Here is a 24,501-nt window from a genome sequence, read left to right as displayed (position 1 = left end):
GGGGTCCTGCCGGCGCGCGCGGGTAAAGCGCGCGCCGCCCAGTTGTCCTTTGCTTTTCCGGTGGTTAGTTGATCGTCACCTTGAAGGCGACGGCCACCGAACCCAGGCCTGCGACGGTGCCGACATTGGCCGTGACGGTCTGCGTACCGCTATTGTAATTGGCGGTGTATCCATCGGTTTCCGCTGCGTCGTCGGCATCGTCATCCTCGGTCGTGCCGGCCAGCACGCAGGTACCGCCCGGCAGGCCGACGCTGATCGAACCCGGCACATAGGTCGTGTTCGACGGCACGATGTCGGTCAGCGCCACGCCGTTCGCCCCGGTTAGCGCGGTGCCATTATGGACGAGCAGGCAATATTGCACCGTCGCGCCGGGCAGCGCCTTGGGATTGAGGGTGTTGACGCCATCGGACAGGATGAGGGCCGACTTGGTGACCGTCAGCGCGACATTCTGGGTGCCGATGACATAGGCGGCATAGGCACGGCCCTGGCCGTTGCGGGCGACGTCGCCCAGGTTGAGCGTACCGTCGCTGTCGTCGTCGGCGAACACGATATCGACGACATTGTCGGCATTGCCCAGATTTAGGTCGGTCGCGACGAGCAGGGCGCCCTTCGTTCCCGAAGTGCCGCCGGCGGCAGCGATCACATGCAGCGACACCTGCGCTTCGTGGATGCCCACGGTCGCGGGGATATTGCCGACGATGAACACGGCGACCGAGGCTTCGGGCGCCAGTTCGTCGATATAGGTCTGGGTATCGACATCGACGTCGTACACGCCGTTGTTATTGCTGTCGACATAGACCTTCATGCTCGAGATGTCGAAATCGTCGGTGCCGGTCAGGATGCCGACCGACAGGGTGGTCTGGTCCGGATCGAGCCAGAAATCCTGGATGCCGTTGGTGTGGTTGGTCACCTTGAACTTGGTGACGGCGGCCTGCTGGCTGAGATTGACCTGGGTGGCGCCGGTCTGGTCGGTGATGACCGTGAAGTCCACCTTGCGGTCGACCACGAACTTGGCGGTATTGGAGGTGGTGGTCTGCGACGCGCCGTTGACGGTATAGGTCACGGTTGCGGTGTTGGCGACTTCCGTGCCAGCGGTGGTAGCGGTTGAGGCGGACTGGGCGTGGGCGGTGCCGGTAGCGGCGATTGCGGCGCCGCTCAGCAGCATCAGCCGCAGGGAGCGAGAGATCATCTTGTGGTTTCCTGTGGTTCGAGCAGCGGGGGTCATTTGAGGACGGCCTTGAAGGCGAGCTGGCCCTGTCCTCCGGCAGGCACGGTCGCGATGCGCCAGCGGATGTGGCGGACATCATTGGATGTGGCCGCGCGGCTGCCGCCGCTGGCCGTGGGCACGCGCAACTGGGCGAGCGCGCCATAGGTCTTGCCGTCGACCGACAGTTCCGGCGCGGCCGATCCGGCCCCGGGCGCGCGATAGGTGATCGCGCCGGGCACGGGGTTGTCGAGGACGATGTCGGACAGCGGCTGCGCGCCGGTGTTGCGATAGGCGAGCACGAAGACGACATGGTCGCCCGGCACGGCACGCGTGGCAGGCGCCAGCGAGGTACTGACCGCGCCGGCCTTGTCCAGCGCGCGCTGTTCGACGAAAATCTTGGAGGCGACCTGCAACGGTCCCTGGGAAGCGGCTGCCGGGGTGACGACGGCCGCGGCGGCGAGAAGAGCGGTGATCAATGTTCGGGCCATGGTTCCAGTCCTTGTTGAGGCACTGGTTCCCTTGGATGATTTCGCGGCTAATGAAGTTTTACCGTTCGGTCCGCAACGATCCGAAGTTCGACCATCGTCTAACGATCGCACGCAATTCGTAGCGGAATATGGATCGGCGCGCGCCGGGCGCGCAAGGCCCTTGCGAGGAAGGCCCTTGCGAGGGAGGATAGTTCGACCCGGCGGGCCTTCAGCGGCATGGAAACAGCGCTTTTACAACAGCGCGACGAGTCAGTCGGCAAGCGCCAGGCTGGCTTTATATGCTTCTGGAACGGGGCTGGTTCAGGCCGCCATGCGATCGCCCGACAGCTTCATCAGCAGCGCGGGAACCTCGCCCGCGGGGATCGGCCGGCTGAACAGATAGCCCTGGATCTGGTTGCAGCCTTCGGATCGCAATATGTCGAGCTGCTCGCTGCTTTCCACGCCCTCGGCCGTCGTCTCGATGCCCAGCGCGTCCGCCAGCGTCGTGATGGCGCGGATGATGGCGGTGGCGCCTTCATTGGCGAGCAGGTCGACGATGAAGCTGCGATCGATCTTGAGCTTGTCGAAGGGAAAGCTGCGCAGATAGCTGAGCGAGGAATAGCCGGTCCCGAAATCGTCGAGTGCCACTCGCACGCCCAGGACTTTGAGGGAGTGCAGCGAGGCAAGCGTCGCCTCCACATTGTCGATGAACAGGCTTTCGGTGATCTCCAGTTCCAGCCGCTGCGGCTCCAGGCCGGACCGCGCTAGCGCCTGGAACACGATGCTGTTGAGTGTCGAACTGCGGAACTGGACCGGGGACACATTCACCGCGACGCGGATGTCGTCGCCCCAGCTGGTGGCGATCCGGCAGGCTTCATGCAGCGCCCATTCGCCGATCGGGATGATCAGACCGGTTTCTTCCGCCAGTGGAATGAAGTCGATCGGCGACACCATGCCGCGCACCGGATGGTTCCAGCGCATCAGCGCCTCGAACGCGGTCACGCGGTTCTGGGACAGGCCGAAGAGCGGCTGGAAATGCAGCTCCAGCTCGCCCTTGCGCAGCGCGTCGTGCAGGTCGACCTCCATCGCGCGTCGCGCCTGCGCTTCGGCATCCATGGCGTTTTCGAAGAATCGGTGGCTGCCCTTGCCGTCATGCTTGGCGCGGTAGAGGGCAAGGTCGGCGTTCTTGAGCAGCGACGTCGCATCCTGTCCGTCCTGCGGCGCCAGTGCGATGCCGACGCTGCCGCCGGTGACGATGCGATGGCCGTTGACGGTGAAGGGACGGGTCAGCGCCTGAACGATGGCCCTGCCAGTCTGGTCGGCGGCGCCATTGCCATCCTGGACGATGATCGCAAATTCGTCGCCGCCCAGCCGGGCGACGAAGCCCTGGGGGCAGGTTTCGGCGAGGCGCGTTGCGACTTCGCACAGCAGCGCGTCGCCGGTCGGATGGCCCAACGTGTCGTTGACCGACTTGAAATTGTCGAGGTCAAGGCAGAACAGCGCGAAATCCACCCCGCCATGGCGGTGCAGCGCCAGCGCGATCTGTTCGCGCAGCAGGGTGCGGTTGGCGAGGCCGGTCAGCGAATCATGAAAGGCCATATGCGCGATCTGGCGCTCGCGCTCCTCGACCGCAGTGACCATGCGGTTGAAACTGCGCGCGAGGCGACCGATCTCATCGCGGGTTTCGACCACCACCTCGGCATGTTCGCCGGCGCTGACTTTGCGCGCGGCGGCTTCCAGCGCGATGATCGGCCGCGCCAGCCGGCGCGAGGCGGCAAAGGCGCCGGCGATCGCCAGCAGCAGGCCGAGCGCGCCGAAGCCGAACAGCGCCCAGAGGATGGGCGCATAGCCCCGCAGCGCGCGGGTCAGGCTATATTCCAGTATCAGTCGTTGCGGCGCGGCCTCCACCAGCGCAGGCACCGGTTGCCCCCAACTGAGAATGCGTTCGCCGCCGCGGTCGATTTCCCGCACCTCGGTGCCCCGCGCCACAGCGGCGGTGAGCGGCACGAGTTGCGGATGCAAATCGATCGAAGAAAGCTTGGCGAGTTGTTGCAGATCGACCGGCCCCATGTTGCGCGCGAACACGACCCAGCCCATCAACATCGGCGCACGCACCGGCGCGGCGGCGACCATATGACTCTGGCCGCGCCAGCGCACGATGCCGCGTTCGCGTCCGGCGTCCAGTGCGTCGAACAATTGCGTCTGCTCCGTGGCCGATAGCCCGTCGGAACCTCCCGCTATCGTGCCATCGATGCCGACGAACATGGCGTCGTCGATTTTGAACCGGCCCTGCAGGCTCTGCAATGCGGAGGCGATCGTCGCCGCGTCGTTGGTGCCGACCGCCGCGCGAAAGCCGAAGTCGCTGGCCAGGACATTGCCGGCCTGCGCCAGTTGATGGAACTGCATTGTGGCGATCCGGTCGAACAGGGCGCTGCCGACCGTCATTTCGCGGCGGATCTGGCTTTCGGCATAGGATTCGATCGCCTTGCGCGTACCGAACAGCGACAGCATCGACACCGCGACGAAAAGCGCTCCATAAAAGAGCGTCATGCGGAAGGTCAGCGTCGACTGGAAGCGCCAGACGGCGCGCCGCCAGAATCGTTTGAGGGCGAGAGCGTGGCTCATTGAGCGTTGCGGAGCGTTAGCGGGACGGTCTTGCTGGCCGCGCCGCTGCCCGGAATGGGGATGTTGACGACGATTTCATTGTCCTTCGCCTTGAGCAACGGATGCCAGATCGTCACTTGCGCTGTGCCGGTCGCCATACCGGCCAGGTGCGCGGTGCCGGCCGCATCGCTCTTGATCGCGAAGGGCGTGTCGACGACCTTGATGAAGCCGCTCATCTGGTCGTGGATGTTGCAACCCAGCGCGACTGCCCCCACCGACGTGAAAGTGTAGCTGCGTGTTTCATCCTGGCCGAACAGCTTGATCTCGAACTTGGCTGGTTTGGAAAAGGAATAGACGTGATGGCGCACCTTGTCCTTGTTGGGAAAGCGCACCGTGGTCCCGACCGGCACCACCAGCACATGCGGGGCGAAGGCGATATTCTGCTGGACCATGGTGGTAGGCCAGGGAAAGCGGATGGGGCCGGGCGGGATGCCGCCCGCTGGACGCACCGTAACGACGGCGTCGGCGACCGGGCGCCCCGCCGCATCCACCAGCTTGAGGTTGAGATCGCCCGCCAGCGCAGGCGCGGCCATGCAGGTCAGGGCGAGGGGGACGAGGCGCAGGCAATACATGATGCCTGCTCCTAATCGCTAAGGTTGAAGAAATGTTTAGTGCGAACCGGACGTATCTTTTGCCATAAAAACCGCACGGTTGGCCAAAGCGAATATTAACCATGGCGGGCTATCAGCATGGCATGACCCGATATTCCTTCATCGCGCTCGCCGCCCTGGCGGTTGCCCTGCCATCCGGGCAAGCCACCGCCAAACCGCTCCGTAATGGCGGTAAATTGCTGCTGACCAACGGCATCAGCTCGTTGGAGGGCGCGGCTGGCGGTGGCCTGACCCCTTGGGCGGTGATCGCCGGCAATGAGACGGACGAGGGCATCGGCCTGTCCGCCCATGGCACGATCGTTGAGGTCAAGGATTATGATTATCAGAGCGCCGGCGTCGCCATCGGCTTTCGCGACCGGCTGGAACTGAGCTACACCCATCAGGATTTCAACACGAACGAGATCGGCGCCGCGCTGGGACTGGGCAAGGATTATGCCTTTTCGCAGGATATTGTCGGCGCGAAACTGCGCGTGGCGGGCGATCTGGTCTATGATTCGCTGCCGGCGATCGCGGTCGGCGTGCAGTATAAGAAGAACGGGCAGGGCGACGTCGTGCGCGCGATCGGCGCGCGCCATGACGAGGGCGTGGATTATTATGCCACGGTCAGTCGGCTGTTTCTCTCCCGCTCCATCCTGCTGTCGGCGACGGCGCGCCTGACCAAGGCGAACCAGATGGGCCTGCTGGGCTTTGGCGGCGACAAGAATGGCGACTATGGCGTGGAGTTCGAAGGATCGGCTGCGTGGCAATTGTCGCCTGGTCTGGCCATTGGCGGCGAGTTTCGCAGCAAGCCCGACAATCTGGGCATCGCGCGGGAGGATGACTGGTTCGACGCCTTCGCCGCGCTGGCGCTCAGCCGCAACCTGACCGCGACGGTCGCCTATACCGATCTGGGTTCGATCGCGACGGTGAAGGGCCAGCGCGGCGTCTTCCTCTCGCTCCAGGCCGCCTTTTAAGGACTATTGAGATGTCGCTGATCCTTTCCCTGCTCCTGCTTCAGGCAGCGCCCCATGCCATGCCCGGCGAGGCGACCGTCGATCCCTATGTCGCCAGCAACGCCAATGCCGGCGCGACGCCCTTCACGGGCGATGCGATGGCCAGAGCCTTTCACGGTCAGGATGGCATCGGCCGGGTCGTCGACCATATGGTCACGCTGGCCTATGCCGACCCGGTCATCGGTGAGATATTCGTCAGCCATGACAAGGTCCGGCTGAAGCGGACTCTGGTCGAGCAATTCTGCTACATCCTCAACGCTGGCTGTTCCTATAGCGGCCGCGACATGGCCAGTGCGCACAAGGATCTGGGCGTGCAGCGCAAGGATATGAACCGCCTGGTCGAACTGCTGCAACAGGCTATGCGCGACGAGAAGATCGATTTTCAGGCGCAGAACCGCTTCCTGTCGAAACTGGCCCCGATGCACCATGATGTGGTAGGACAATAGGGGCGCGGTTCGTCATTCGAACAGAAGCACGGGCTTGATCGCGACGCCGCTTTCGGAGTCGTGGAAGGCGTCGTTGATCGCGTCGAACGGATAGAAACGGATCAGCCGGTCGAATGGGAACCGCCCGGCCTGGTGCAAGGCTATAAGCTGCGGGATGAACCGCTTGGGGTCGGCGTCGCCTTCGACAATGCCCCGGATCGTACGCCCGCCGCTCATCACATGCGAGACGTCGGCCTGAAACAGCGTACCGGGTGCCGCTGCGCCGACAATGCCGCAAGTGCCGCGCACGCCCAGCATCGCGATCCCCTGCTGGATCACCGCGGGCAGGCCGGTGCAGTCGAGCGCATGATCGACGCCGCCCGGCACGGTTTCCAGCACGCGCGCGACGGGATCGTCGGTGCGGCCGTCGATCGTCAGGGTCGCGCCCAGTTCCGCCGCCAGCGCCAGCCGCTCCGGGTTCAAGTCCACGGCGACGATGGTCGTCGCACCCACCGCCTTGGCCGCCATGATCGCGGATAGGCCGACCGACCCCGCGCCCAGCACGACCACGCTCTGCCCCGGACGGACCTGAAGCGCGTTCATCACCGCGCCTGCGCCGGTCAATATGCCGCAGCCCAGCGGGCCGGCGATCCGCAGGTCGAAACCCTCAGGCACGACTACCGTGTTGCGGGCGTGACAGATCGCGTGGGTCGCGAAGGAAGATTGGCCGAAGATGTTGGCGAAGACCGGGCTGCCGTCGCTCGTGGCGAGGGCGGCGCTGCCATCGGGACGGGTGCCGAAGAAATTGCGCGGGAAAAATTCATGGCAATAGCTGCTGTGGTCCGAACAGCAAGTTGGACAGCTTCCACAGCTATTATAGCTCATCACCACAGGATCGCCGGGGCGGATGTCGGTCACGCCATCGCCCACCTGTTCGACGATGCCGGCGCCCTCATGCCCCAGTACGACCGGCAGGGGTACCGGCACGCCCTGCTGCCACATGGTCGCGTCGGTATGGCACACGCCGGTGGCGACCAGCCGCACCAATATTTCGCCCGCGCGGGGTGGTTCGATGGTCAGCGACCGGATGACCATGGGGCGGTTCGATGCTTCAACGACGGCGGCGCGGATGTCCATTTTCGTCCTCTTCCGATTTCTCTCTAATAGATGGGACCGATATCAAATGCTGCATCGATGGCCAAGCGCTTGATGCATCCTCTACGGATTTTCCCAGGTGGCCTCGTAGAACATGGCGATAAAAAGCCAAATATTCTGCTTACTAGCCATATTTTTGCGGGCAGGGTGAATGTCATTCTTTGGCGCCAAGGGGATTGCCTTGCATAAACATATTCGCTAATGTGACCGATATCACGATAAAGCGGATGGCAGATCCGAGAGTGTTGGGAGGATGAAAATATGAATCTTCATTTGGTGTCTCGCTTCAAATACGGGCTTCTGGGCAGTGCGGCGCTGTGCGCCTTGGCCAATGTCGCGTCGGCGCAGGACGCCGCGCCGCCGCCCCAGCCGACGGAGGTCGATGACGCGGCGGCTGCCGACATCGTCGTCACCGGATCGCGCATCGCCCGATCGGGCTTCAACGCGCCGACGCCCGTTACCGTAGTCGGCGGTGAGCGGCTGGAGCAGCGCGCCATCACCAATGTCGGCGACGCGCTCAACGAACTGCCCTCCTTCCGTCCGCTGGTGACGCCGGCGACGCAGCAGGCGGTGGGCGGCAATATCGGCGCGCGCGTACTCGACCTGCGCGGCCTTGGCGCGACCCGGACGCTGGTGCTGCTCGACGGCAAGCGTTTCGTGCCGTCGACCACGCAGGGCACCATCGACGTCAATTTGATCCCCAGTTCGCTGGTGTCGCGCACCGAAGTCGTGACCGGCGGCGCGTCGGCCGCCTATGGCTCGGACGCGGTGGCGGGTGTCGTCAACTTCATCCTCGACCGCAACCTGACCGGCCTCAAAGGATCGATCCAGGCGGGCATATCCGACCGCGGCGATTATGCCGGGCAGAATGCGCAACTCGCCTGGGGCACGAAGTTCGCGGACGAAAAGGGTCATTTCATGATCGCGGGCGAATATGACCGGTCGGACGGAATGGGCGATTGCTACACCCGCGACTGGTGTCCGCGCGAGCAGTTGATCGGCAACAGCCCGGCGGGATCTGGCGGCCTGCCCGCCAGCATCCGCGGCGGCCCGGCCGGCACCGGCACCATCTCGTCCGGCGGACTGATCGTCGCCAATTCCGGGCCGTTGCGCGGGCTGGCGTTCAACCCGGATGGCACGACGCACGCTTATGATTTCGGCACCATCTATGGCACCAATCCGTCGCCGCTGTTCACCAAGGGCGGCGAGGAGTCGGTGCGCAACGGTTTTCTGGACGGCATTCTCCTGATCCCGCCGGTCAAGCGTTTCGTCGGCTACAGCCAGGCATCCTATGAATTTTCCGATGCATTGAAGGCCAGTGTCGACCTGTCCTATGCTCGGTCGCAGGGCATGGTGATCGGATCGGTCGCCCGCACGACGCAGACGATCCAGCGCAACAACGCCTATCTGCCCGACGGCGTCGCGGCGATCATGGACGCGAATGCCATCACGGCCTTCACCCTAGGCCGCGCGCTGATGGATCTGGGCGGATCGGTCAATCATAGCGACAACAAGACCTATCGGGCGGTGCTGTCGCTGGAAGGCAAGATCAGCGACAACTGGCGCTGGGACGCCTATTATCAATATGGCCGCAACAAGTTCCGCCAGGATTATAGCGGCAACGTCGTCGGGTCGCGGGTCACCAACGCGGCCAATGCGGTCAATGTGAACGGCCAGGTGGTGTGCGGCATCAATGCCGACGCCAGCAGTGCCAATGACGATCCCAGCTGCGTGCCGATCAACCTGTTCGGCTCCGGCAATATCTCGCCGGAGGCCGCCGCCTATATCGCGCCGTCGGGCTATCAGACCACTGACACGACCGAGCATGTGGTCGCTGCCAACATCAACGGATCGCTGTTCGCGCTGCCGGGTGGCGATTTCTCGATCGCGGCGGGTGGCGAATATCGCAGCGACAAGGCGGTCGGCGCCGCCGACGCCCTGTCCACCGCCAACGCCTTCTGGTCGTTCAACGGCAAGGCGGTCAATGGCAGCATCCGCGTCGCCGAAGCCTATCTGGAGGCGCAGGCACCGATCCTGAAGGACGCGCCTTTCGCCCAGACGCTGGAACTGAACGGCGCGGTCCGCCGCACCCATTATCGCCGCTCCAGCCCTGGCCTGGACACCACGACGGTCAATGCCACCACCTGGAAACTGGGCGGCATCTATGCGCCGATCGAGGAAGTGCGTTTCCGCGTTACCCGGTCGCGCGACATTCGGGCGCCCAACCTGACCGAATTGTTCGGGCCGGTGACGCTGGGTCGCACGACGATCGTCGATCCGCTGAACAATGGCGCGCAGATTCAGGTCAACAGCTTCTCGGGCGCCAACCAGCAATTGTCGCCGGAAAAGGCCGATACCTGGACAGCCGGCGTGGTGCTGGCGCCCAAGGGCTTTTTGCGCAACTTCCGATTCTCGGTCGACTATTATGACATCGACCTGCAGGGTGCGATTTCGACGCTGGGCGCGCAGGTGGTGGTCGATCGCTGCGCGGGCGGGCAGACGGCACTGTGCAACTTCGTCCAGCGCGATGCGTCGGGCACGCTCACCAGCGTCAGCGACGTGCTGCAGAATGTCAGCCAGGTGCGCAATCGCGGCATCGATATCGAGGCCAGCTATCGCACCGATGTCGGCAAGCTCGGCAGCCTCGATTTCCGCCTGCTCGCCACCCGTTATCTGAAGCTGGAAATTGGCGGCATCGATCGTACCGGCCAGACCGGCTATCGCCCCGGCACCACCACGGGCGTGCCCGACTGGATCGTGGACGGCACGGTGCTGTGGGATCTGGGCAGCGTCGCGCTGAACCTGCACGGCAAATATATCCCCAAGGGGGTGTTCGACACGACGCTGGTGGGGCCGCAGGATGACGGCTATGCGCCTGGCCTGCCCAACAGCGTGAACAATAACCGCGTCGCCGGCCGCTTCTACCTCGACCTTGGCGCGACGGTGAAGGTGAACGACCAGTTCGAACTGTTCGGCGTGGTCAACAACCTGCTCGACAAGGACCCGCCGCTCGCCGCCAGCGCGCAGGGGGCCACCAACCAGGTCTATTTCGATCCGATCGGCCGCTACTTCAAGGTCGGCGCGCGCGTCCGCATGTAATTGGTTCAACAAAGGAAACTGGCAAGCACATGGCAAAGAAGACACTGCAACAACTGCTCGAAACCAGCGACAAGTGCATCGTCGCCCCCTGCGTCTACGACTGTGCGTCGGCGCGGGCGGTGGAGATGGTCGGCTTCGAAGCGATGATGCTGTCGGGCGGCGAAGTGTCGATCGCGATGAACGGCGTGATCGACTATGGCTTCAGCAATCTGACCGATGTGGAATGGATCACCAGCCGCATCAGTCAGACCTCCCCTATTCCGCTGGCCGCCGATATCGAGGATGGCTTTGGCGGGCCGCTGGCCGTCTATCGCAGCGCCCGGCGCATGGCGATGGCGGGGGCGACCGCGCTCCAGCTGGAGGATGCCGACGATATGGAGGAATCCACCGGCCTGCTGCCGCGCGAACGCTATCTGGAAAAGGTGCGGGCGGCGCTCGCGGCGCTGGAGGGCACCAACTGCTTCCTGATCGCGCGGACCAATGCCGACCCGGAAACGCAGATGGACGAAGGCTGCGAGCGGATGCGGCTGGCGCATGAACTGGGCGCCAAGATGACCACCGTGGTCAAGATCGGTACGCTGGAACATGCCCAATATGTTTCGGCGCGGGTGCCGGGGTGGAAGATGTTCCCCGACGTGCGCAACATCAACGGCAAGCCCGCGGTGACGGTGGATGACATCTATCCGCTCGGCTTCAACATGATGACGATGCATTATACGCTGAAAGCTGCGATGGACGGGATGCTGGAACATGGCATCAGGAACTTCGCTCAGCAGGGCTGCGACTATACCTGCGAGAAGGTGGACGCGACCGGCATCATGGGCATGAGCGCGACGCCTTTGTTCGATCCGCAAAGCTATATGGAGCTGGAAGGCCGTTTTTCGGGCCGCGCCAAGGAATATACGATTGTGGGCAATCAGGTCGAAAGCTTCCCAGACGGCTTCGTCCGCTCCTCGATCGACGACCGCCTTTAAGGCTTGAACCCTCTCCCCTGGAAGCCCGGTCGACTGCACGCGACCGGGCTTTTTTTGTGCGCGTCGTAGGAAGGTCGGCGCTTAACTTCGCACATTTCCCGCTGAATGCGGCATTTTGGAACAAATGTTGGACATTTTATGTGGTGGCGGGTGTGGGGCGCGGACGGTGTGAAAGAGCGGGATTCAGGATAGCAGATTGGGTGGAGGTAGGACAGGATTTCGGGTGGGGTCGTTCATCATGGCTATTTGGAGACTGCCTCTCGACGCTGATATATTACACGAGCGGGAGGGGCGGGCCACGGGAGAGGCTCTGACGTAATCAGAATGCGAATCTCAAGCTGCTCGAAGCTGCTTTGTAGCGCATCCCATTCCGTTCCGAAGTCTTCGATTTCTTCTCGATCTTCGGCATCTTCGTGGGCAAGCACGAACGATATCAGCCATAATTGACCGTTATGATCAAGTGTGACTCGTCGAAGGTTGGGTGATGGCAGGCCAAGCATGGCTTGCACAGCAGTCAGTGATTGCAGATTCCACTCTTGCAGTGCTGGCATGATCGTCATGCAAGATTCTTAGCGTCAGATCGGAGTTATATAAATAGCCGATATCTTTCACCTCCAATCGTCATGCTGAACTTGCTTCAGCATCCATCGTGCCGCCGAGTGCTTCGCTCAATTCGGAAAAATGGACCCTGAAACAAGTCCGGGGTGACGGTGCGTTCTGGCGCTGATGTAAGCGCCTTATCCTTCGATCCCCGCCAGCCTTAGCGCCCGGTACGGTTTCAGCGCCAGCAACAGCAGCACGCACATGATCGGGGCGGCGCAGCCGACGACGATGGCGAGGGAATAGCGGATGTCGGTGGGGGCGGTGAAGAGATGGTCGGTCATGAAGCCGATCACCACCGGGCCGATGCCGATCCCGACCAGCGAGATCACCATGATGTAGAGCGCCGTCACTTGGCCCCGCGCGCGGTTGGGGAGGATGAGTTGCAGCGCGGTGCCGGCGCAGGGGACGGGCATGCAGCTGAGGAACATCGCCGGCGCGATCAGCGCCAGCGCGGCCCAGGCGTTGGGCATCAATGGGGCGAGCGTGCCGAAGATGCCGCAGGCGAGGAAGCCAAAGGCTGCGACGCGCAGATGGGCGTCGACATGACCGGCGCGGGTCAGCCGGTCGCTGAGCCAACCGGCGAAATAGGTGCCGCCCGTGCCGCAGATCATCATGATGAGGCCGAAGCCGATGCCGACCTGCGCCGGGGTCCAGCCATAGACGCGGGCGAACAGCGCCGGCGTCCAGACATTGTACGCGAAGTTCACCACCGTCACCATCGAGAAGCCGGCGAACATCAGGGTGAGTGCGCGGCGGCGGGCGCGGATGACGCCCAGCACTTCGGCTATCGTGAGCGGCGTCGTGCCGCCGGGCCCACGCCGTTCCGGCTCCTTCATGAAGAGCAGCAGTGGTGCGAGCAGCAGGCCGGGTGCGCCGACGATCAGGAAGGCGGCCTGCCAGGGTTCCAGGCCAAAGGGCAGGCCGGTGCCGTGCCAGCGTTCGGTGAGCGACTGGAGCAGCTTGCCCCCGGCCATGAAGGCGAGGCCGATGCCGAACGGGGCGCTCAGGAAAAAGATGCTGACGGCGCGGCCGAGCTTTTCAGGCGGGAACAGGTCGCTGAGCAGCGAAAGGCCGCTGGGCGTGACGCTGGCTTCGCCGCAGCCGACCGCGACGCGCGAGAGGAAAAGTTGCGAGAAGTTGCGGGACAAACCCGACGCCATGGAGGCGAGGCTGAAGAAGAAGAGGCTGATGCCCAGCACGATGCGCCGTTCATAGCGGTCGGCCAGGCGGCCGAGCGGCACTGCGCCCAACGTGTAGAAGATGCCGAACGCCACGCCCTGCAACAGCGCGAAGCTGGTGTCGTCCAGGCCGAATTCCGCCTTTACCGGTTCGACGGTCAGGTTGAGGACGACGCGGTCGAACTGCGACGCGATCGAGGCGAGCGACAGCAAAAGCGCGACGGTCCAGGCGCGGCGCGGGTTCGGCCATGGGCGGACATCAGCAGTATCGGGAACTGGGATGTCCGGCTGGGGCATCAGGGCCATGGTCTTCCTCTCGTCTTGCGGGCTGGCGACGGCAGCCTCTTTATGATGGGGGCAGCGCGTCTGCGATCCGGCGGACCTGCTCGGCGACGGGCAGATTGCCGTCGATGACAAGCACGCGTTCGTCCGGGCCGGGCGGCTCCAGCGTGGCAAGCTGGCTGTCGAGCAGGGAGGTCGGCATGAAATGGGCGGGCCGCTGGCTCATGCGCCGTTCCAGATCGGCGCGCGACAGATGGGGCAGGGCGAACAGCACATCGCCCACCTGCTGCCGGATCAGGTCGCGATAGTCGCGCTTGAGCGCGGAGCAGGAGGCGACGGCGCCCTGCCGCGAGGCGGTGAGGGCAGTCGCGACATTGCGCAGAAAGGGCTGGCGCGCTTCGTCGTCGAGCGGAATGCCGGCGGTCATGCGGGCGACATTTTCGGGTGGGTGGCAGAGGTCGCCCTCCACGAAGGTCCAGCCCAGATGCTGCGCCAGCGCCTCCGCCAAAGTGGACTTGCCGCAGCCCGCCACACCCATCACCACGACGGCGCGGGTCATGCCGGCTGCTCGCCGTCCATGTCGAACAGGCGCATATAGGCGACGCTGTCGGCCGGGCCGAGGCCGCCGGCGACGGCCATGCGGTGCAGATCGGCGATCAGCGAGGTGACGGGCAGCGGCGTGCGGGTGGCGAGCGCGGAAGCTTGCACCGTCTCCAGATCCTTGAGCATATTGTCGATCCGGCCGGTCGGCGAATAGTCGCGCCGGGCCATTTTCGCCATATATTCCTGGAGGATACGGCTGTCGGCGCGGCCACCGGCGAGCGCGGCGGGGATCAGGGTGGCATCCACGCCATGCGCCTCGGCAAAGCGGACGGCTTCTGCCACCGCCATGAAATAATTGGCGCACAATATCTGGTTGATGAGCTTGACCGTCTGGCCCGCGCCCGGCGCGCCGAAGCGGGTTATGTGGGCGGACAGCAGGTCCAGCACCGGCCGGGCGCGATCGACATCCTCCGTCGCGCCGCCGACCATGAGGGTCAGCTTGCCCTGCGCGGCGGCGGGTGCGCCGCCCGACAGGGGGGCATCGACCCAGCCCATGCCGGTCTCGTCGCGCAGGCGTTGCGCCAGGGCGGCGGTGCGGTCTGCGTCGATGCTGGACATGTCGATCAGCAATTTGCCCGCGTCCGCCGCTTGCGCGACGCCATCGGGGCCGAAGATGGCCCGTTCCACGATGGCGGCGCTGTTGAGGCTGATGATGACATGGCTGGCATGAGCGGCGGCATCGCGCGCGCTTGCGGCGGCGGTGGCGCCGCGGGCGACCAAGGGCGCCATCTGCACGGGATCGCGGTCGTAGAGGCGGAGGCCGACCCCGCTATCGAGCAGGCGACCGGCGATCGCCGATCCCATCACGCCCACGCCGATGACCGCAAGCTGCATATTATCTGTCCTTTACCGAAGCGCGCTCGACGATGCGCAGGCCGACATCGAGGGTCGATGGGGCGGGGGTGGCGTCGCTGGCGAGCAGGTCGACCAGCATCTTGCCGGTGCGCAGCCCCAGCGCGTGGAAATCGACATGGATGGTGGTGAGCGCCGGGTTGATTTCCCGGCCGATCTCGAAATCGCCGAAACCCATGATGGAAATATCGTCGGGGATGCGCAGGTTCATCCGCTGCGCCTCCATCACCGCGCCGACGGCGGACAGGTCCGACACGGCGAAGATCGCCTCTATGTCCGGCTGCCGTTCGACCAGCGCGCGGAAGGCGGCGGCGCCGTGGTGGAAGCTGACCGGGGCGGTGCCGTGGCGCAGCACGCCGTCGGTCGAACGGCGGGCCAGGCGCAGTTCTTCCTCGAAACCGCGCATACGCTCTTCGCCGCGATGGTCGGTCACTTCGCCTTCGGGCGAGGCGGCGATCGCGCCGATCCGGGTGAAGCCGCGATCGAGCAGATAGCGCGCGGCGGTGCGGCCGACCTGATAGTTGGAAAAGCCGATCGCATGTTCGATCGGCTGGCTTGGCAGGTCGGCAATTTCCACCACCGGCACGTCGGCGGCCATCAACATGCGCGACGCATTGCGCCGGTGCATGGCGCCGGTCAGCACGATCGCTTCGGGGCGGCGGGCGAGCAGGTTGAGGAGCTGCCGCTCCTCTTCCGCCATGTCATAGTCGGTATAGGCGATCAGCAGGTGATAATTGGCCTCCCGCAGCGCTTCGGTCAGGCCGTGGGCGACCGCAGCGAAGTTGGCGTTGGTCAGCGTCGGCAGCATCAGCGCGATGAAGCCGGTGCGGCGGCTCGACAGGCTGCCGGCGGTCTTGTCGGGGACATAGCCCAGGTCCGCCACCGCCTTGAGCACCTTGTCGCGCGTGGTGGGCAGCACCAGTTCGGGATCGCTCAGCACCCGCGACACCGTCATGCGCGATACGCCCGCCAGACGCGACACGTCGCGGATGGTCGGTCGCTGCGACGCGCGCCGGCCGGGTTTCGGTTCGGCAGGGGCGGCGGTATCGCGGGGGGACGGCTCATGAGCGGGGCTTTCCTGATGGCTGCTATCCGTGTCGCATATCAGCGTCAGGCGGTGGCGGCCACTGCGTTGCCGCCGCTGATGGCGTGGTAGAAGCGGCCCTCGAACATCTCCAGCAGCTCCAGCGTCAGGGCGCGTGCCTGGGTGCGGATGGGGGAGGCCAGCGCCTCCTCCAGCGCGGCGAGCGAGGGATAGTCGACCTGCTGCATCATCGCGATCGGCGGCGCGCCGTCATCGACCTGATCCACGAAGAAGAGGCGGACGTTGCTGCCATGGGGGAACTGGCCCCAGAGCGGGGCGAGGCGGGTGCGGACGTCCTCACGGAAACGGTCCTCGAAACCCGGCTTGATCGTGCCCTCGAAAATGGCGGTGCGTGTGATCACAGGATATCCTCGTTGATGGCGATGTGCAGTTTGACGAAGCGCGAGCGGTCGCCGGCCTGTTCGAAGGCATCGACCGAGCGGTCGAGCGGGAAGGTGCCCGACAGGATCGGGCTGACGTCGATCGCGCCGCTGACGATCAGGTCGACGGCGAGGCGGAATTCGCCATTGGCGCGGAAGGCGCCGACAAATTCGATCTCGCGCGATTGCAGCGGGTTGACCGGGATCGGCGCGGTGCCGGGGGGCAGCATTCCGACCTGGACGATGCGGCCGCCGCGCCGGACGATGGGGAAGAGCGAGAGCAAGGCCGACGGCGCGCCGGAGGCTTCGAAGGCGACGTCGAAATGACCGGCGGGGCTGGCATAGGTGCCGAGTCGTCCGGGTCGCGCGCGACGTTGATCGTGCCGGTCGCGCCCATATGGTCGCGCGCGACGGCAAGTGCGGCATCCTCGACATCGGTGCAGACCACTTCGATTGCGCCGGCATATAGGGCGCAGCGGGCGGTCAGCAGGCCGATCGGGCCGGAGCCGGTGACGATGACGCGCTTGCCCAGCAGCGGCCCGGCGCGGTTCACGGCGTGGAGACCGACCGACAGGGGCTCGGCGACGGACAAGGCGAGCAGGTCGGCGTCGGCCGGGACGGGAATGATTTGGTCGCCGCGCAGGATCAGCGTCTGCGCGAAGCCGCCCTGGACATGGGGGAAGCGACCTGCGCTGCCCAGGAAGACCATGTCGGTGCAGAGGTTCATGCGGCCGGCGCGGCAATAGTCGCAGGTGAGGCAGGGGCGGCTGGGGTCGAGCGCGGCCTTCATGCCCGGCGCGACATGGGTCACGGCCGATCCGGTTTCGACGACGACGCCTGAAATCTCATGCCCTAACGCCATCGGTTCGCGCACCGCGAAGTCGCCCACGGCACCACGATGATAATAGTGCATGTCCGATCCGCAGATGCCGCCATAGGCGACGCCGACGCGTACCTCGTCAGGCGCCAGGGTGCGCTCCGGGCGGGCCTCCACCCGCAGATCCTTCTTCCCATGACATATTGCAGCCAGCATAACGCTCTCCTTATATGGGACCGATATCATTTGGCACATATGATCGCAATATCCAATATTTGCGACGATATGACAATTTTCAAGATTGCAATGTGACCGGTCACGTAATAGGCAAAAAGCGTGATGGAGGTTTGTGACTATGTCTTTGTTCAGTCTTGATGGCCGCACCGCACTGGTGACCGGCGCGGCGCGCGGCATCGGTTTCACGATCGCCGACGCGCTGGGCCAGGCGGGCGCGCGTGTCGTCCTGAACGGGCGCAGCCAGGATGCGCTGGATGCCGCAGCCGTGATCCTGCGGGACAAGGGCGTGGATGTCGCGACCAGCCTGTTCGACGTCACCGATCAACCCGCGGTCAAGGCCGGCATCGCCGCGGTGGAGCGGGATGTCGGAGCGATCGATATCCTCGTCAACAATGCCGGCATCCAGCGCCGCGCGCCGCTCGACAGATTCGATGATGATGACTGGCGCGACCTGATGGCGACCAATCTGGACAGCGTCTATTATGTCAGCAAGGCGGTCGCGCCGCACATGATCGCCCGCGGGCACGGCAAGATCATCAATATCGGCAGCGTCCAGTGCGAACTGGCCCGTCCCGGCATCGCGCCCTATACCGCCAGCAAGGGCGCGGTGAAGAATCTGACCAAGGGCATGTGCGCGGACTGGGCGCGGCATGGATTGCAGGTCAATGCGATCGGGCCGGGCTATTTCGACACGCCGCTCAACAAGGCATTGGTGGAAGATCCGGTGTTCGACGCCTGGCTGTGCCAGCGCACGCCCGCCGGGCGGTGGGGCAAGCTGGAGGAACTGCACGGCGCGGCCGTCTTCCTTGCCTCCTCCGCCTCCAATTTCGTGAACGGCCAGACCATCTATGTCGATGGCGGCATCCTGTCGGTGATTTGAGGAGTGACTATCATGGCCGACACGATCGCATTGCAGCTTTGCCCGCTGTCCGAGTATCTGGAAGCGGAACTGGCCGCCCGCTGCCCGTCGCTGCGCTGGTTCGAGATGGACGATGCGGCGCGGACTGGCTGGCTGGAGGCGAATGCTGGCAAGGTGGCGCTGGTGGTGACCGGCGGGCATCTGGGCTGTTCCAACGATCTGATCGCGGCATTGCCGTCGCTCAAGCTGATCGCCATCAACGGCGTGGGCTATGACAAGGTCGATGTGGCCTTCGCCAATGGGCGCGGCGTCGATGTCAGCACCACGCCCGATGTGTTGACCGATGATGTCGCCGACCTGGCGGTGGGCCTGACGATCGGCCTGCTACGCCGCCTGCCCGCGGCCGATCGCTTCGTGCGCGATGGCCGCTGGATGGAGGAGGCGTTCCCGCTGGGACGTAAGGTCAGCGGCCGACGCTTCGGCATCGTCGGGCTGGGCCGGATCGGCCGGGCGATCGCCGATCGCCTGAGCGGCTTTGGCACGGTGGCCTATCATGGCCGGTCGGCCAAGGACGCGCCCTATCGCTTCGAACCCGATCTGGCGGCGCTGGCGCGCGAGAGCGACATTTTGGTGCTGGCCTGCGCCGCGACCGAGGCGACCCGCAACCTGATCGACGCCGGCATCCTGACGGCGCTGGGAGCCGAGGGCTATCTGGTCAATGTCGCGCGCGGATCGGTGGTGGACGAGGCGGCGCTGATCGCGGCGCTGGACAGCGGCGGCATCGCAGGCGCAGCGCTCGATGTGTTCGCGGAAGAGCCGTCGGCCCCGGCCGGCCTGATCGCCAGCGACCGGACGCATCTGGCCCCGCATATCGCCAGCGCGACGGTGGAGACGCGGATCGCCATGGCCGATCTGGTGCTCGCCAATGTCGATGCGCTGCTGGCCGGACGGCGGCCGCCCACGGCGCTGAACCTGTCATGACCGGGCGCGTCGCGGTCATTACCGGCGCGGGCAGCGGCATCGGCCGCGCCGTGGCGATCGCGCTCGACCGGCGCGGCTATCGCCTGGCGCTGGCCGGGCGACGGGCCGACAGTCTGGCGGAGACGCGCGCCTTGATGGATGGGGACGGGGAGGCGCATGTGCTGGTCCCGACCGACGTCACCGATGCGGCCAGCGTGGCGGCTTTGTTCGAGGCCACGGTGGATGCGTTCGGCCGGGTCGACCTGCTGTTCAACAATGCCGGGGTCAATGTGGTGGACGTGCCGATCGACCAACTGGCGGAGGGCGACTGGCGGCGGGTGATCGACACCAACCTGACCGGGGCCTTCCTCTGCCTGCAGGCGGCCTTCCGTGCGATGAAGGCGCAACAACCGCAGGGTGGCCGGATCATCAACAACGGGTCGATTTCCGCCCATAGCCCGCGGCCCCGATCGATCGCCTATACCGCCAGCAAACATGCGATTACCGGGCTTACCAAATCGGCGGCGCTGGACGGGCGGCCGTTCGGCATCAGTTGCAGCCAGATCGACATCGGCAATGCCAGCAGCGCCATGGGCCAGCGCATGTCCGCGGGCGTGCCGCAGGCCAATGGCGAATGCGCGCCCGAACCGGTGATGGACGTGGCGCAGGTGGGCGAGGCGATCGCCTATATGGACGGCCTGCCGCCAGAAGCGACGGTGCAGTTCATGACGCTGATGGCGACCAACATGCCCTTCGTCGGGCGCGGCTGAGGGCCAGGCTTACGCCCTGCAAGCCCGGTCGGTCCAGTCGGTTCAGTGGTCCGCCTTGTCCGCGGCCTGGCGCGCGGCGCGTTGCCGGGCGTCGGTCGCGGTCACGATGCCGTCCTTGTCCTTGTCCAGCACGCCGAAGCGGACATGGGTCTGGCGAATCTGGCGCTGCCGTTCCTCGACTTTCTTCTCTTCGCCGCGCCCGGATGCGGCGGGAGGAAGGGCGGGTGCAGGTCCGCTTCGTCCTCGACCGCGCCGGCATGTTGCTGGAAGGGGCGATCGTCCGGGGATCGGGCCATGCCGTGCTGGACGAGGAGGCCGAAGCGAGGCTGCGCCGCGCCTCCCCCTATCCGCGCCCGCCCGCCGAATTGCCCGGCGAGCGCAGGAAATTTACCGCGCCGATCAAGTTCATCCTGCCGGTCTGAGCGGGATGGCCGCGCCATTGCGCGCAGCCTGTCCGGCTGCCGATGTCCGCCAGGCTCGCTTTGCAATCAGTCTGTCATGGACGCGATCTAGCAAGGGTTCCATTGACATTCCGCCCGACCGGGAGACGATTCGGATGAACGCGACGATCGCAATGGAAGGGCGCAGCGTCCGCCCGAACCTCGACAAGGGGCTGGGCCTCGCCGGGACCGTGGGCATCGGGGCCGCGATTGTCGTCGCGCTGCTCTACGTCGCCTACAGCATCTATGCCGACGCCAGCCTGGCGGGGGTTCAGGCCACGACCTATCTGCCGTTCATCCTGCTGTTCATCGCCCTGCTCATCGCGCTGGGCTTCGAGTTCGTGAACGGTTTCCACGACACGGCCAATGCGGTCGCGACGGTGATCTATACCAATGCGATGCCGGCCAATGTCGCGGTGGTATGGTCGGGCTTCTTCAATTTCCTCGGGGTGCTGTTGTCGAGCGGGGCGGTGGCGTTCGGGATCGTCTCGCTGCTGCCGGTGGAACTGATCCTGCAGGTGGGATCGAGCGCCGGTTTTGCCATGGTGTTCGCGCTGCTGATCGCGGCGATCCTGTGGAATCTGGCCACCTGGTGGCTGGGCATTCCTTCGTCCAGTTCGCACACGCTGATCGGATCGATCATCGGCGTGGGCGTCGCCAATGCGATGATGCACGGCAAGAGCGGGACGGCGGGCGTCGACTGGAGCAAGGCGACCGAGATCGGCCAGGCGCTGCTGCTGTCGCCGCTGATCGGGTTCGGCATGGCGGCGCTGCTGTTCATCGCGATGAAGATCCTCGTGCGCAAGGAAGAACTGTATCAGGAGCCCAAGGACGGCGTCCCGCCCCCGCCCTGGATACGCGCGCTGTTGATCTTCACCTGCACCGGCGTCAGCTTTGCCCATGGCTCCAATGACGGGCAGAAGGGCATGGGCCTCATCATGCTGATCCTGATCGGCACGGTGCCCACCGCTTATGCGCTGAACCGTGCGGTGCCGGAACGCTATGCGATCGAGTTCCATCACAATTCGATCGCCGCGGTCCAGGCGCTGGGCGTCAGGCCGGCCGCTGACGCCGATCCTGCACAGGCGCGCCAGGCCGTCACCCGCTATATCGCCGACAAGCGCGTGTCGGACGCGACCGTCCCCGCGCTGGCCGTTCTGATCCAGGATGTGGACCGTCAGGTGCTAGAATATGGATCGCTGGCGAAGGTGCCGGCCGCCGCCGTCAGCAATATCCGCAACGACATGTATCTGGCGTCCGAAGCGATCAAGCGGTTGGGCAAGGACAAGGAAGCCGCGCTGCCGCAGGCCAGCGGGACGGCGCTGACCGCCTATAAGGGGTCGCTGGATGCGGGCACGCGCTTCATCCCGACCTGGGTGAAGGTCGCGGTCGCCTTCGCGCTGGGTCTGGGCACCATGGTCGGGTGGAAACGGATCGTCGTTACCGTGGGCGAAAAGATCGGCAAGTCGCATCTCACCTATGCGCAGGGCGCGTCCGCCGAACTCGTGGCGATGGTAACGATCTTCGGCGCGGACCATCTGGGGCTGCCGGTTTCGACCACCCATGTGCTGTCGTCCGGCGTCGCCGGCACCATGGCGGCGAACCGGTCGGGCTTGCAGATGAACACCATCCGCAACCTGTTGATGGCCTGGGTGCTGACCCTGCCGGTGTCGATCGGCCTCGCCGGGCTGCTCTACATGCTCTTCTCCCGGATTTTCTGAGGGGGCGCGCCATAGCGACGGACGAAGAACCGATTTTCCGCGTCCCCGTGCCGGACCAGGGCATGGGGCCGGGCCTTATCTGGGGCCTCGATTTTTCGGGCGACGGCGGCGTGAGCCCCGTCGCCCGATGCGATTCGGATCAAGGCGGCAGGTTTCGCTGGCTGCATCTCAACCTGGCCGACCATGGCACCCGCCGATGGATCGCCCACTCGGAAGCGTTTTCGCCGCAGATCGGCGATCTGCTGCTGTCTCCGGAAACGCACCAGCAGGCAGTGGTCGAGGGCGACAGCGTCGGCTGCGTGCTGCATGATTTCGAACGGGACTTCGACGTGGCGGATACCGAACGGATCGGCGCGCTGCGCATCGCGCTGACGCCTAGCCTGATGCTGACGACGCGGCTGCATCCGCTGCGATCGGCCGATATCGCCCGGCGCCGACTGGAACGGGGCGGCGGGGTCACGATCAACGGGCCGGCGCAGGCGCTGGACTTGCTGGTGGGCGCTATCACCGCCAATATCGCGGAGATCGCCCGCTCGCTCAGCCAGGATGTGCAGACGGCGGAGGATGGGCTGCTCGACGGCCGCCATCCACCCGCCCCGCGCGACCTGATCCGAATCCGTCGCCGCCTGGCGCAGCTTCATCGATTGCTGATCGGAATGCGCGGGGTGTTCCAGCGGCTGGAAGAGGATGAGGAACTGCCCGAACCGCTATTGGCCACGGTCGAAAAACTGGCCCAGCGGCTCCAGTCGCTCGATGCCGACATATTGGGGGTTCAGGCCCAGTTGCGCCAGTTGCGGGACGAGGTGGACATCCAGGCGGCGCAGCGTACCAACCAGAATCTCTACATGCTCTCGATCGTGACCGCGTTGATGCTGCCCGCCACGCTGGTCACGGGCCTGTTCGGCATGAACACCGGCGGGATGCCGCTGGCCGATGGCCCGCATGGCACGCTGGTCGCGACGCTGATCGCAGCGAGCGCCGCTGGCGTCACCTATTGGCTGCTGCGCTGGATGGGCTTCATGCGGCGCTAGCCGGCGTGACGCCCGGGCAGGCTGGACAGGCTTCAGAAGCGGTCGGGAACGATCATCTCCGGCGGCACGGGGTGGCGGTTATAGTCCGCATGCCGCACCCGGTCGGGCAGCACCACCGGCATCTTGGGCACATCCTCATAGGGAATCTGGTCCAGCAGATGCGCGATGCAGTTGATGCGCGCGCGCTTCTTGTCGACCGCCTCCACCACCCACCAGGGCGCTTCGGGGATATGGGTGCGTTCCAGCATCGCTTCCTTGGCGCGGGTATAATCCTCCCAGCGGCGGCGCGATTCCACGTCCATGGGCGACAATTTCCACTGTTTGAGCGGATCGTGGATGCGCATGGCGAAGCGGAACTGCTGTTCGTCGTCGGTGATGGAGAACCAATATTTGATCAGGAGGATGCCCGAGCGCACCAGCATCCGCTCGAATTCCGGCACGGACCGGAAAAATTCCTCCACATCCGTCTCCGAGCAAAAGCCCATCACCCGCTCGACGCCGGCGCGATTATACCAGCTGCGATCGAACAGCACGATCTCCCCCGCAGCCGGCAGATGGGCGGTATAGCGCTGGAAATACCATTGGGTGCGTTCGCGTTCGTTGGGCGCTGGCAGCGCGGCGACGCGGCAGACCCGCGGGTTCAGGCGCTGGGTGATGCGCTTGATCGCGCCGCCCTTGCCGGCCGAATCGCGGCCCTCGAACAGCACGACGACCTTCAGTCCCTTGTGCACGACCCAATCCTGGAGCCGCACCAGTTCATGCTGCAGGCGGAACAGTTCGCGGAAATAGACGCGGCGCTCCATCTGCTCGCGCTCGGGATGCTCCTCCATGTCGGCGAGCATCGTCTCCAGCCGATCCTCGTCGATCTCCATCTCCAGCTCTTCGTCGAAACTGTCGGCGATCTCCGCTTTGATACGGTCCATGGCGAAGCCGGACTGGTCTTCCAAGTGCATGTGCGGCCCTTCCGATGCGTCAGCGATGATGCCTTCGTCGCATGGCCCGATGACATTATGTTGACGGGGGCAAGACCGGCGGGCCCTGGCGCCGGCCGGTGGGAAAGGGGAGGGCGCCATGGACGTCCTCCCCCCCC

The 24,501-nt window shown here is 65.1% G+C and carries 23 protein-coding genes and 1 pseudogene; 10 read left to right on the top strand and 14 right to left on the bottom strand.

Annotation, left to right across the window (positions count from 1 at the left end):
- Positions 1-64: 64 nt before the first annotated feature.
- The 4 genes from SBA_RS01160 to SBA_RS01145 form a co-directional block, all read right to left on the bottom strand.
- Positions 65-1,189, bottom strand: coding sequence for a hypothetical protein (locus SBA_RS01160; protein ID WP_261935608.1), 1,125 nt, complete (start codon positions 1,187-1,189; stop codon positions 65-67).
- Positions 1,190-1,221: 32 nt separating this feature from the next.
- Entirely contained in the window at positions 1,222-1,695 is a 474-nt protein-coding gene (locus tag SBA_RS01155) for a hypothetical protein (protein WP_224547949.1), read from the bottom strand.
- A gap of 300 nt (positions 1,696-1,995) precedes the next feature.
- Positions 1,996-4,299, bottom strand: coding sequence for a putative bifunctional diguanylate cyclase/phosphodiesterase (locus SBA_RS01150; protein ID WP_261935607.1), 2,304 nt, complete (start codon positions 4,297-4,299; stop codon positions 1,996-1,998).
- A complete protein-coding gene (locus SBA_RS01145) occupies positions 4,296-4,910 on the bottom strand; it encodes a methylamine utilization protein (RefSeq protein WP_224547953.1) in 615 nt (204 codons plus the stop codon). Before SBA_RS01145 ends, SBA_RS01150 begins: the two co-directional genes overlap by 4 nt.
- A gap of 122 nt (positions 4,911-5,032) precedes the next feature.
- Between SBA_RS01145 and SBA_RS01140 the strand changes: the two genes are divergently transcribed.
- Positions 5,033-5,902 carry a DUF3034 family protein gene (locus tag SBA_RS01140; RefSeq protein ID WP_224547955.1) on the top strand — a complete coding sequence of 290 codons (870 nt, stop codon included), beginning with the start codon at positions 5,033-5,035 and terminating at the stop codon, positions 5,900-5,902.
- Between the two features lie 11 nt (positions 5,903-5,913).
- Positions 5,914-6,387, top strand: a complete 474-nt coding sequence (locus SBA_RS01135) for a group I truncated hemoglobin (RefSeq protein ID WP_261935606.1) — start codon at positions 5,914-5,916, stop codon at positions 6,385-6,387.
- A 12-nt stretch (positions 6,388-6,399) separates the two neighbouring features.
- Here the strand turns inward: SBA_RS01135 and SBA_RS01130 are convergent, their stop codons facing one another.
- Positions 6,400-7,503: an NAD(P)-dependent alcohol dehydrogenase gene (locus SBA_RS01130; protein WP_261935605.1), complete on the bottom strand. Its 1,104-nt coding sequence runs from the start codon at positions 7,501-7,503 to the stop codon at positions 6,400-6,402.
- Positions 7,504-7,782: 279 nt separating this feature from the next.
- Between SBA_RS01130 and SBA_RS01125 the strand changes: the two genes are divergently transcribed.
- Positions 7,783-10,620, top strand: coding sequence for a TonB-dependent receptor (locus SBA_RS01125; RefSeq protein ID WP_261935604.1), 2,838 nt, complete (start codon positions 7,783-7,785; stop codon positions 10,618-10,620).
- A gap of 29 nt (positions 10,621-10,649) precedes the next feature.
- Complete coding sequence (locus SBA_RS01120; RefSeq protein WP_261935603.1) at positions 10,650-11,594, top strand: isocitrate lyase/PEP mutase family protein; 945 nt, start codon at positions 10,650-10,652, stop codon at positions 11,592-11,594.
- A 242-nt stretch (positions 11,595-11,836) separates the two neighbouring features.
- Here the strand turns inward: SBA_RS01120 and SBA_RS01115 are convergent, their stop codons facing one another.
- The 8 genes and pseudogenes from SBA_RS01115 to SBA_RS01080 all read right to left on the bottom strand — a co-directional run.
- Positions 11,837-12,154, bottom strand: a complete 318-nt coding sequence (locus tag SBA_RS01115) for a hypothetical protein (protein WP_224547963.1) — start codon at positions 12,152-12,154, stop codon at positions 11,837-11,839.
- 177 nt (positions 12,155-12,331) lie between these two features.
- Positions 12,332-13,681 (bottom strand): MFS transporter, encoded by a 1,350-nt coding sequence (locus tag SBA_RS01110; RefSeq protein ID WP_261935602.1) that lies wholly within the window; start codon positions 13,679-13,681, stop codon positions 12,332-12,334.
- Between the two features lie 40 nt (positions 13,682-13,721).
- A complete protein-coding gene (locus SBA_RS01105; RefSeq protein ID WP_261935601.1) occupies positions 13,722-14,216 on the bottom strand; it encodes a gluconokinase in 495 nt (164 codons plus the stop codon).
- Positions 14,213-15,094 (bottom strand): NAD(P)-dependent oxidoreductase, encoded by an 882-nt coding sequence (locus SBA_RS01100; protein ID WP_261935600.1) that lies wholly within the window; start codon positions 15,092-15,094, stop codon positions 14,213-14,215. The genes SBA_RS01105 and SBA_RS01100 overlap by 4 nt, the downstream gene beginning before the upstream one ends.
- 1 nt (position 15,095) lies before the next feature.
- Complete coding sequence (locus tag SBA_RS01095) at positions 15,096-16,094, bottom strand: LacI family DNA-binding transcriptional regulator (RefSeq protein WP_261935599.1); 999 nt, start codon at positions 16,092-16,094, stop codon at positions 15,096-15,098.
- Positions 16,095-16,222: 128 nt separating this feature from the next.
- Positions 16,223-16,558, bottom strand: a complete 336-nt coding sequence (locus SBA_RS01090; RefSeq protein ID WP_224547968.1) for an EthD domain-containing protein — start codon at positions 16,556-16,558, stop codon at positions 16,223-16,225.
- Positions 16,555-16,860, bottom strand: coding sequence for an MDR/zinc-dependent alcohol dehydrogenase-like family protein (locus SBA_RS01085; protein WP_261935598.1), 306 nt, complete (start codon positions 16,858-16,860; stop codon positions 16,555-16,557). The genes SBA_RS01090 and SBA_RS01085 overlap by 4 nt, the downstream gene beginning before the upstream one ends.
- Positions 16,861-17,249: 389 nt before the next feature.
- A pseudogene (locus tag SBA_RS01080) lies at positions 17,250-17,489 on the bottom strand (alcohol dehydrogenase catalytic domain-containing protein); the annotation flags it as partial.
- A 259-nt stretch (positions 17,490-17,748) separates the two neighbouring features.
- Here SBA_RS01080 and SBA_RS01075 point away from each other — a divergent pair.
- The 6 genes from SBA_RS01075 (at position 17,749) to SBA_RS01050 (ending at position 23,411) form a co-directional block, all read left to right on the top strand.
- A complete protein-coding gene (locus tag SBA_RS01075) occupies positions 17,749-18,510 on the top strand; it encodes an SDR family oxidoreductase (protein ID WP_261935597.1) in 762 nt (253 codons plus the stop codon).
- A 12-nt stretch (positions 18,511-18,522) separates the two neighbouring features.
- Complete coding sequence (locus tag SBA_RS01070; protein ID WP_261935596.1) at positions 18,523-19,470, top strand: 2-hydroxyacid dehydrogenase; 948 nt, start codon at positions 18,523-18,525, stop codon at positions 19,468-19,470.
- Entirely contained in the window at positions 19,467-20,219 is a 753-nt protein-coding gene (locus SBA_RS01065) for an SDR family oxidoreductase (protein WP_261935595.1), read from the top strand. Before SBA_RS01070 ends, SBA_RS01065 begins: the two co-directional genes overlap by 4 nt.
- Before the next feature lie 224 nt (positions 20,220-20,443).
- Positions 20,444-20,641, top strand: coding sequence for an energy transducer TonB family protein (locus tag SBA_RS01060; protein ID WP_261935594.1), 198 nt, complete (start codon positions 20,444-20,446; stop codon positions 20,639-20,641).
- 134 nt (positions 20,642-20,775) lie between these two features.
- Complete coding sequence (locus tag SBA_RS01055) at positions 20,776-22,380, top strand: inorganic phosphate transporter (RefSeq protein ID WP_261935593.1); 1,605 nt, start codon at positions 20,776-20,778, stop codon at positions 22,378-22,380.
- Between the two features lie 62 nt (positions 22,381-22,442).
- Positions 22,443-23,411: a CorA family divalent cation transporter gene (locus SBA_RS01050; RefSeq protein WP_224547979.1), complete on the top strand. Its 969-nt coding sequence runs from the start codon at positions 22,443-22,445 to the stop codon at positions 23,409-23,411.
- Between the two features lie 32 nt (positions 23,412-23,443).
- Here SBA_RS01050 and ppk2 read toward each other — a convergent pair whose 3' ends face one another.
- Positions 23,444-24,364: a polyphosphate kinase 2 gene (gene ppk2 / locus SBA_RS01045; RefSeq protein WP_261935592.1), complete on the bottom strand. Its 921-nt coding sequence runs from the start codon at positions 24,362-24,364 to the stop codon at positions 23,444-23,446.
- Between the last annotated feature and the right edge of the window lie 137 nt (positions 24,365-24,501).

It is taken from the genome of Sphingomonas bisphenolicum (assembly GCF_024349785.1).
Taxonomy (GTDB): Bacteria; Pseudomonadota; Alphaproteobacteria; order Sphingomonadales; family Sphingomonadaceae; genus Sphingobium; species Sphingobium bisphenolicum.
Note: the sequence above shows the minus strand (reverse complement) of the source record. Positions and strands in the feature narration are given on the sequence as shown.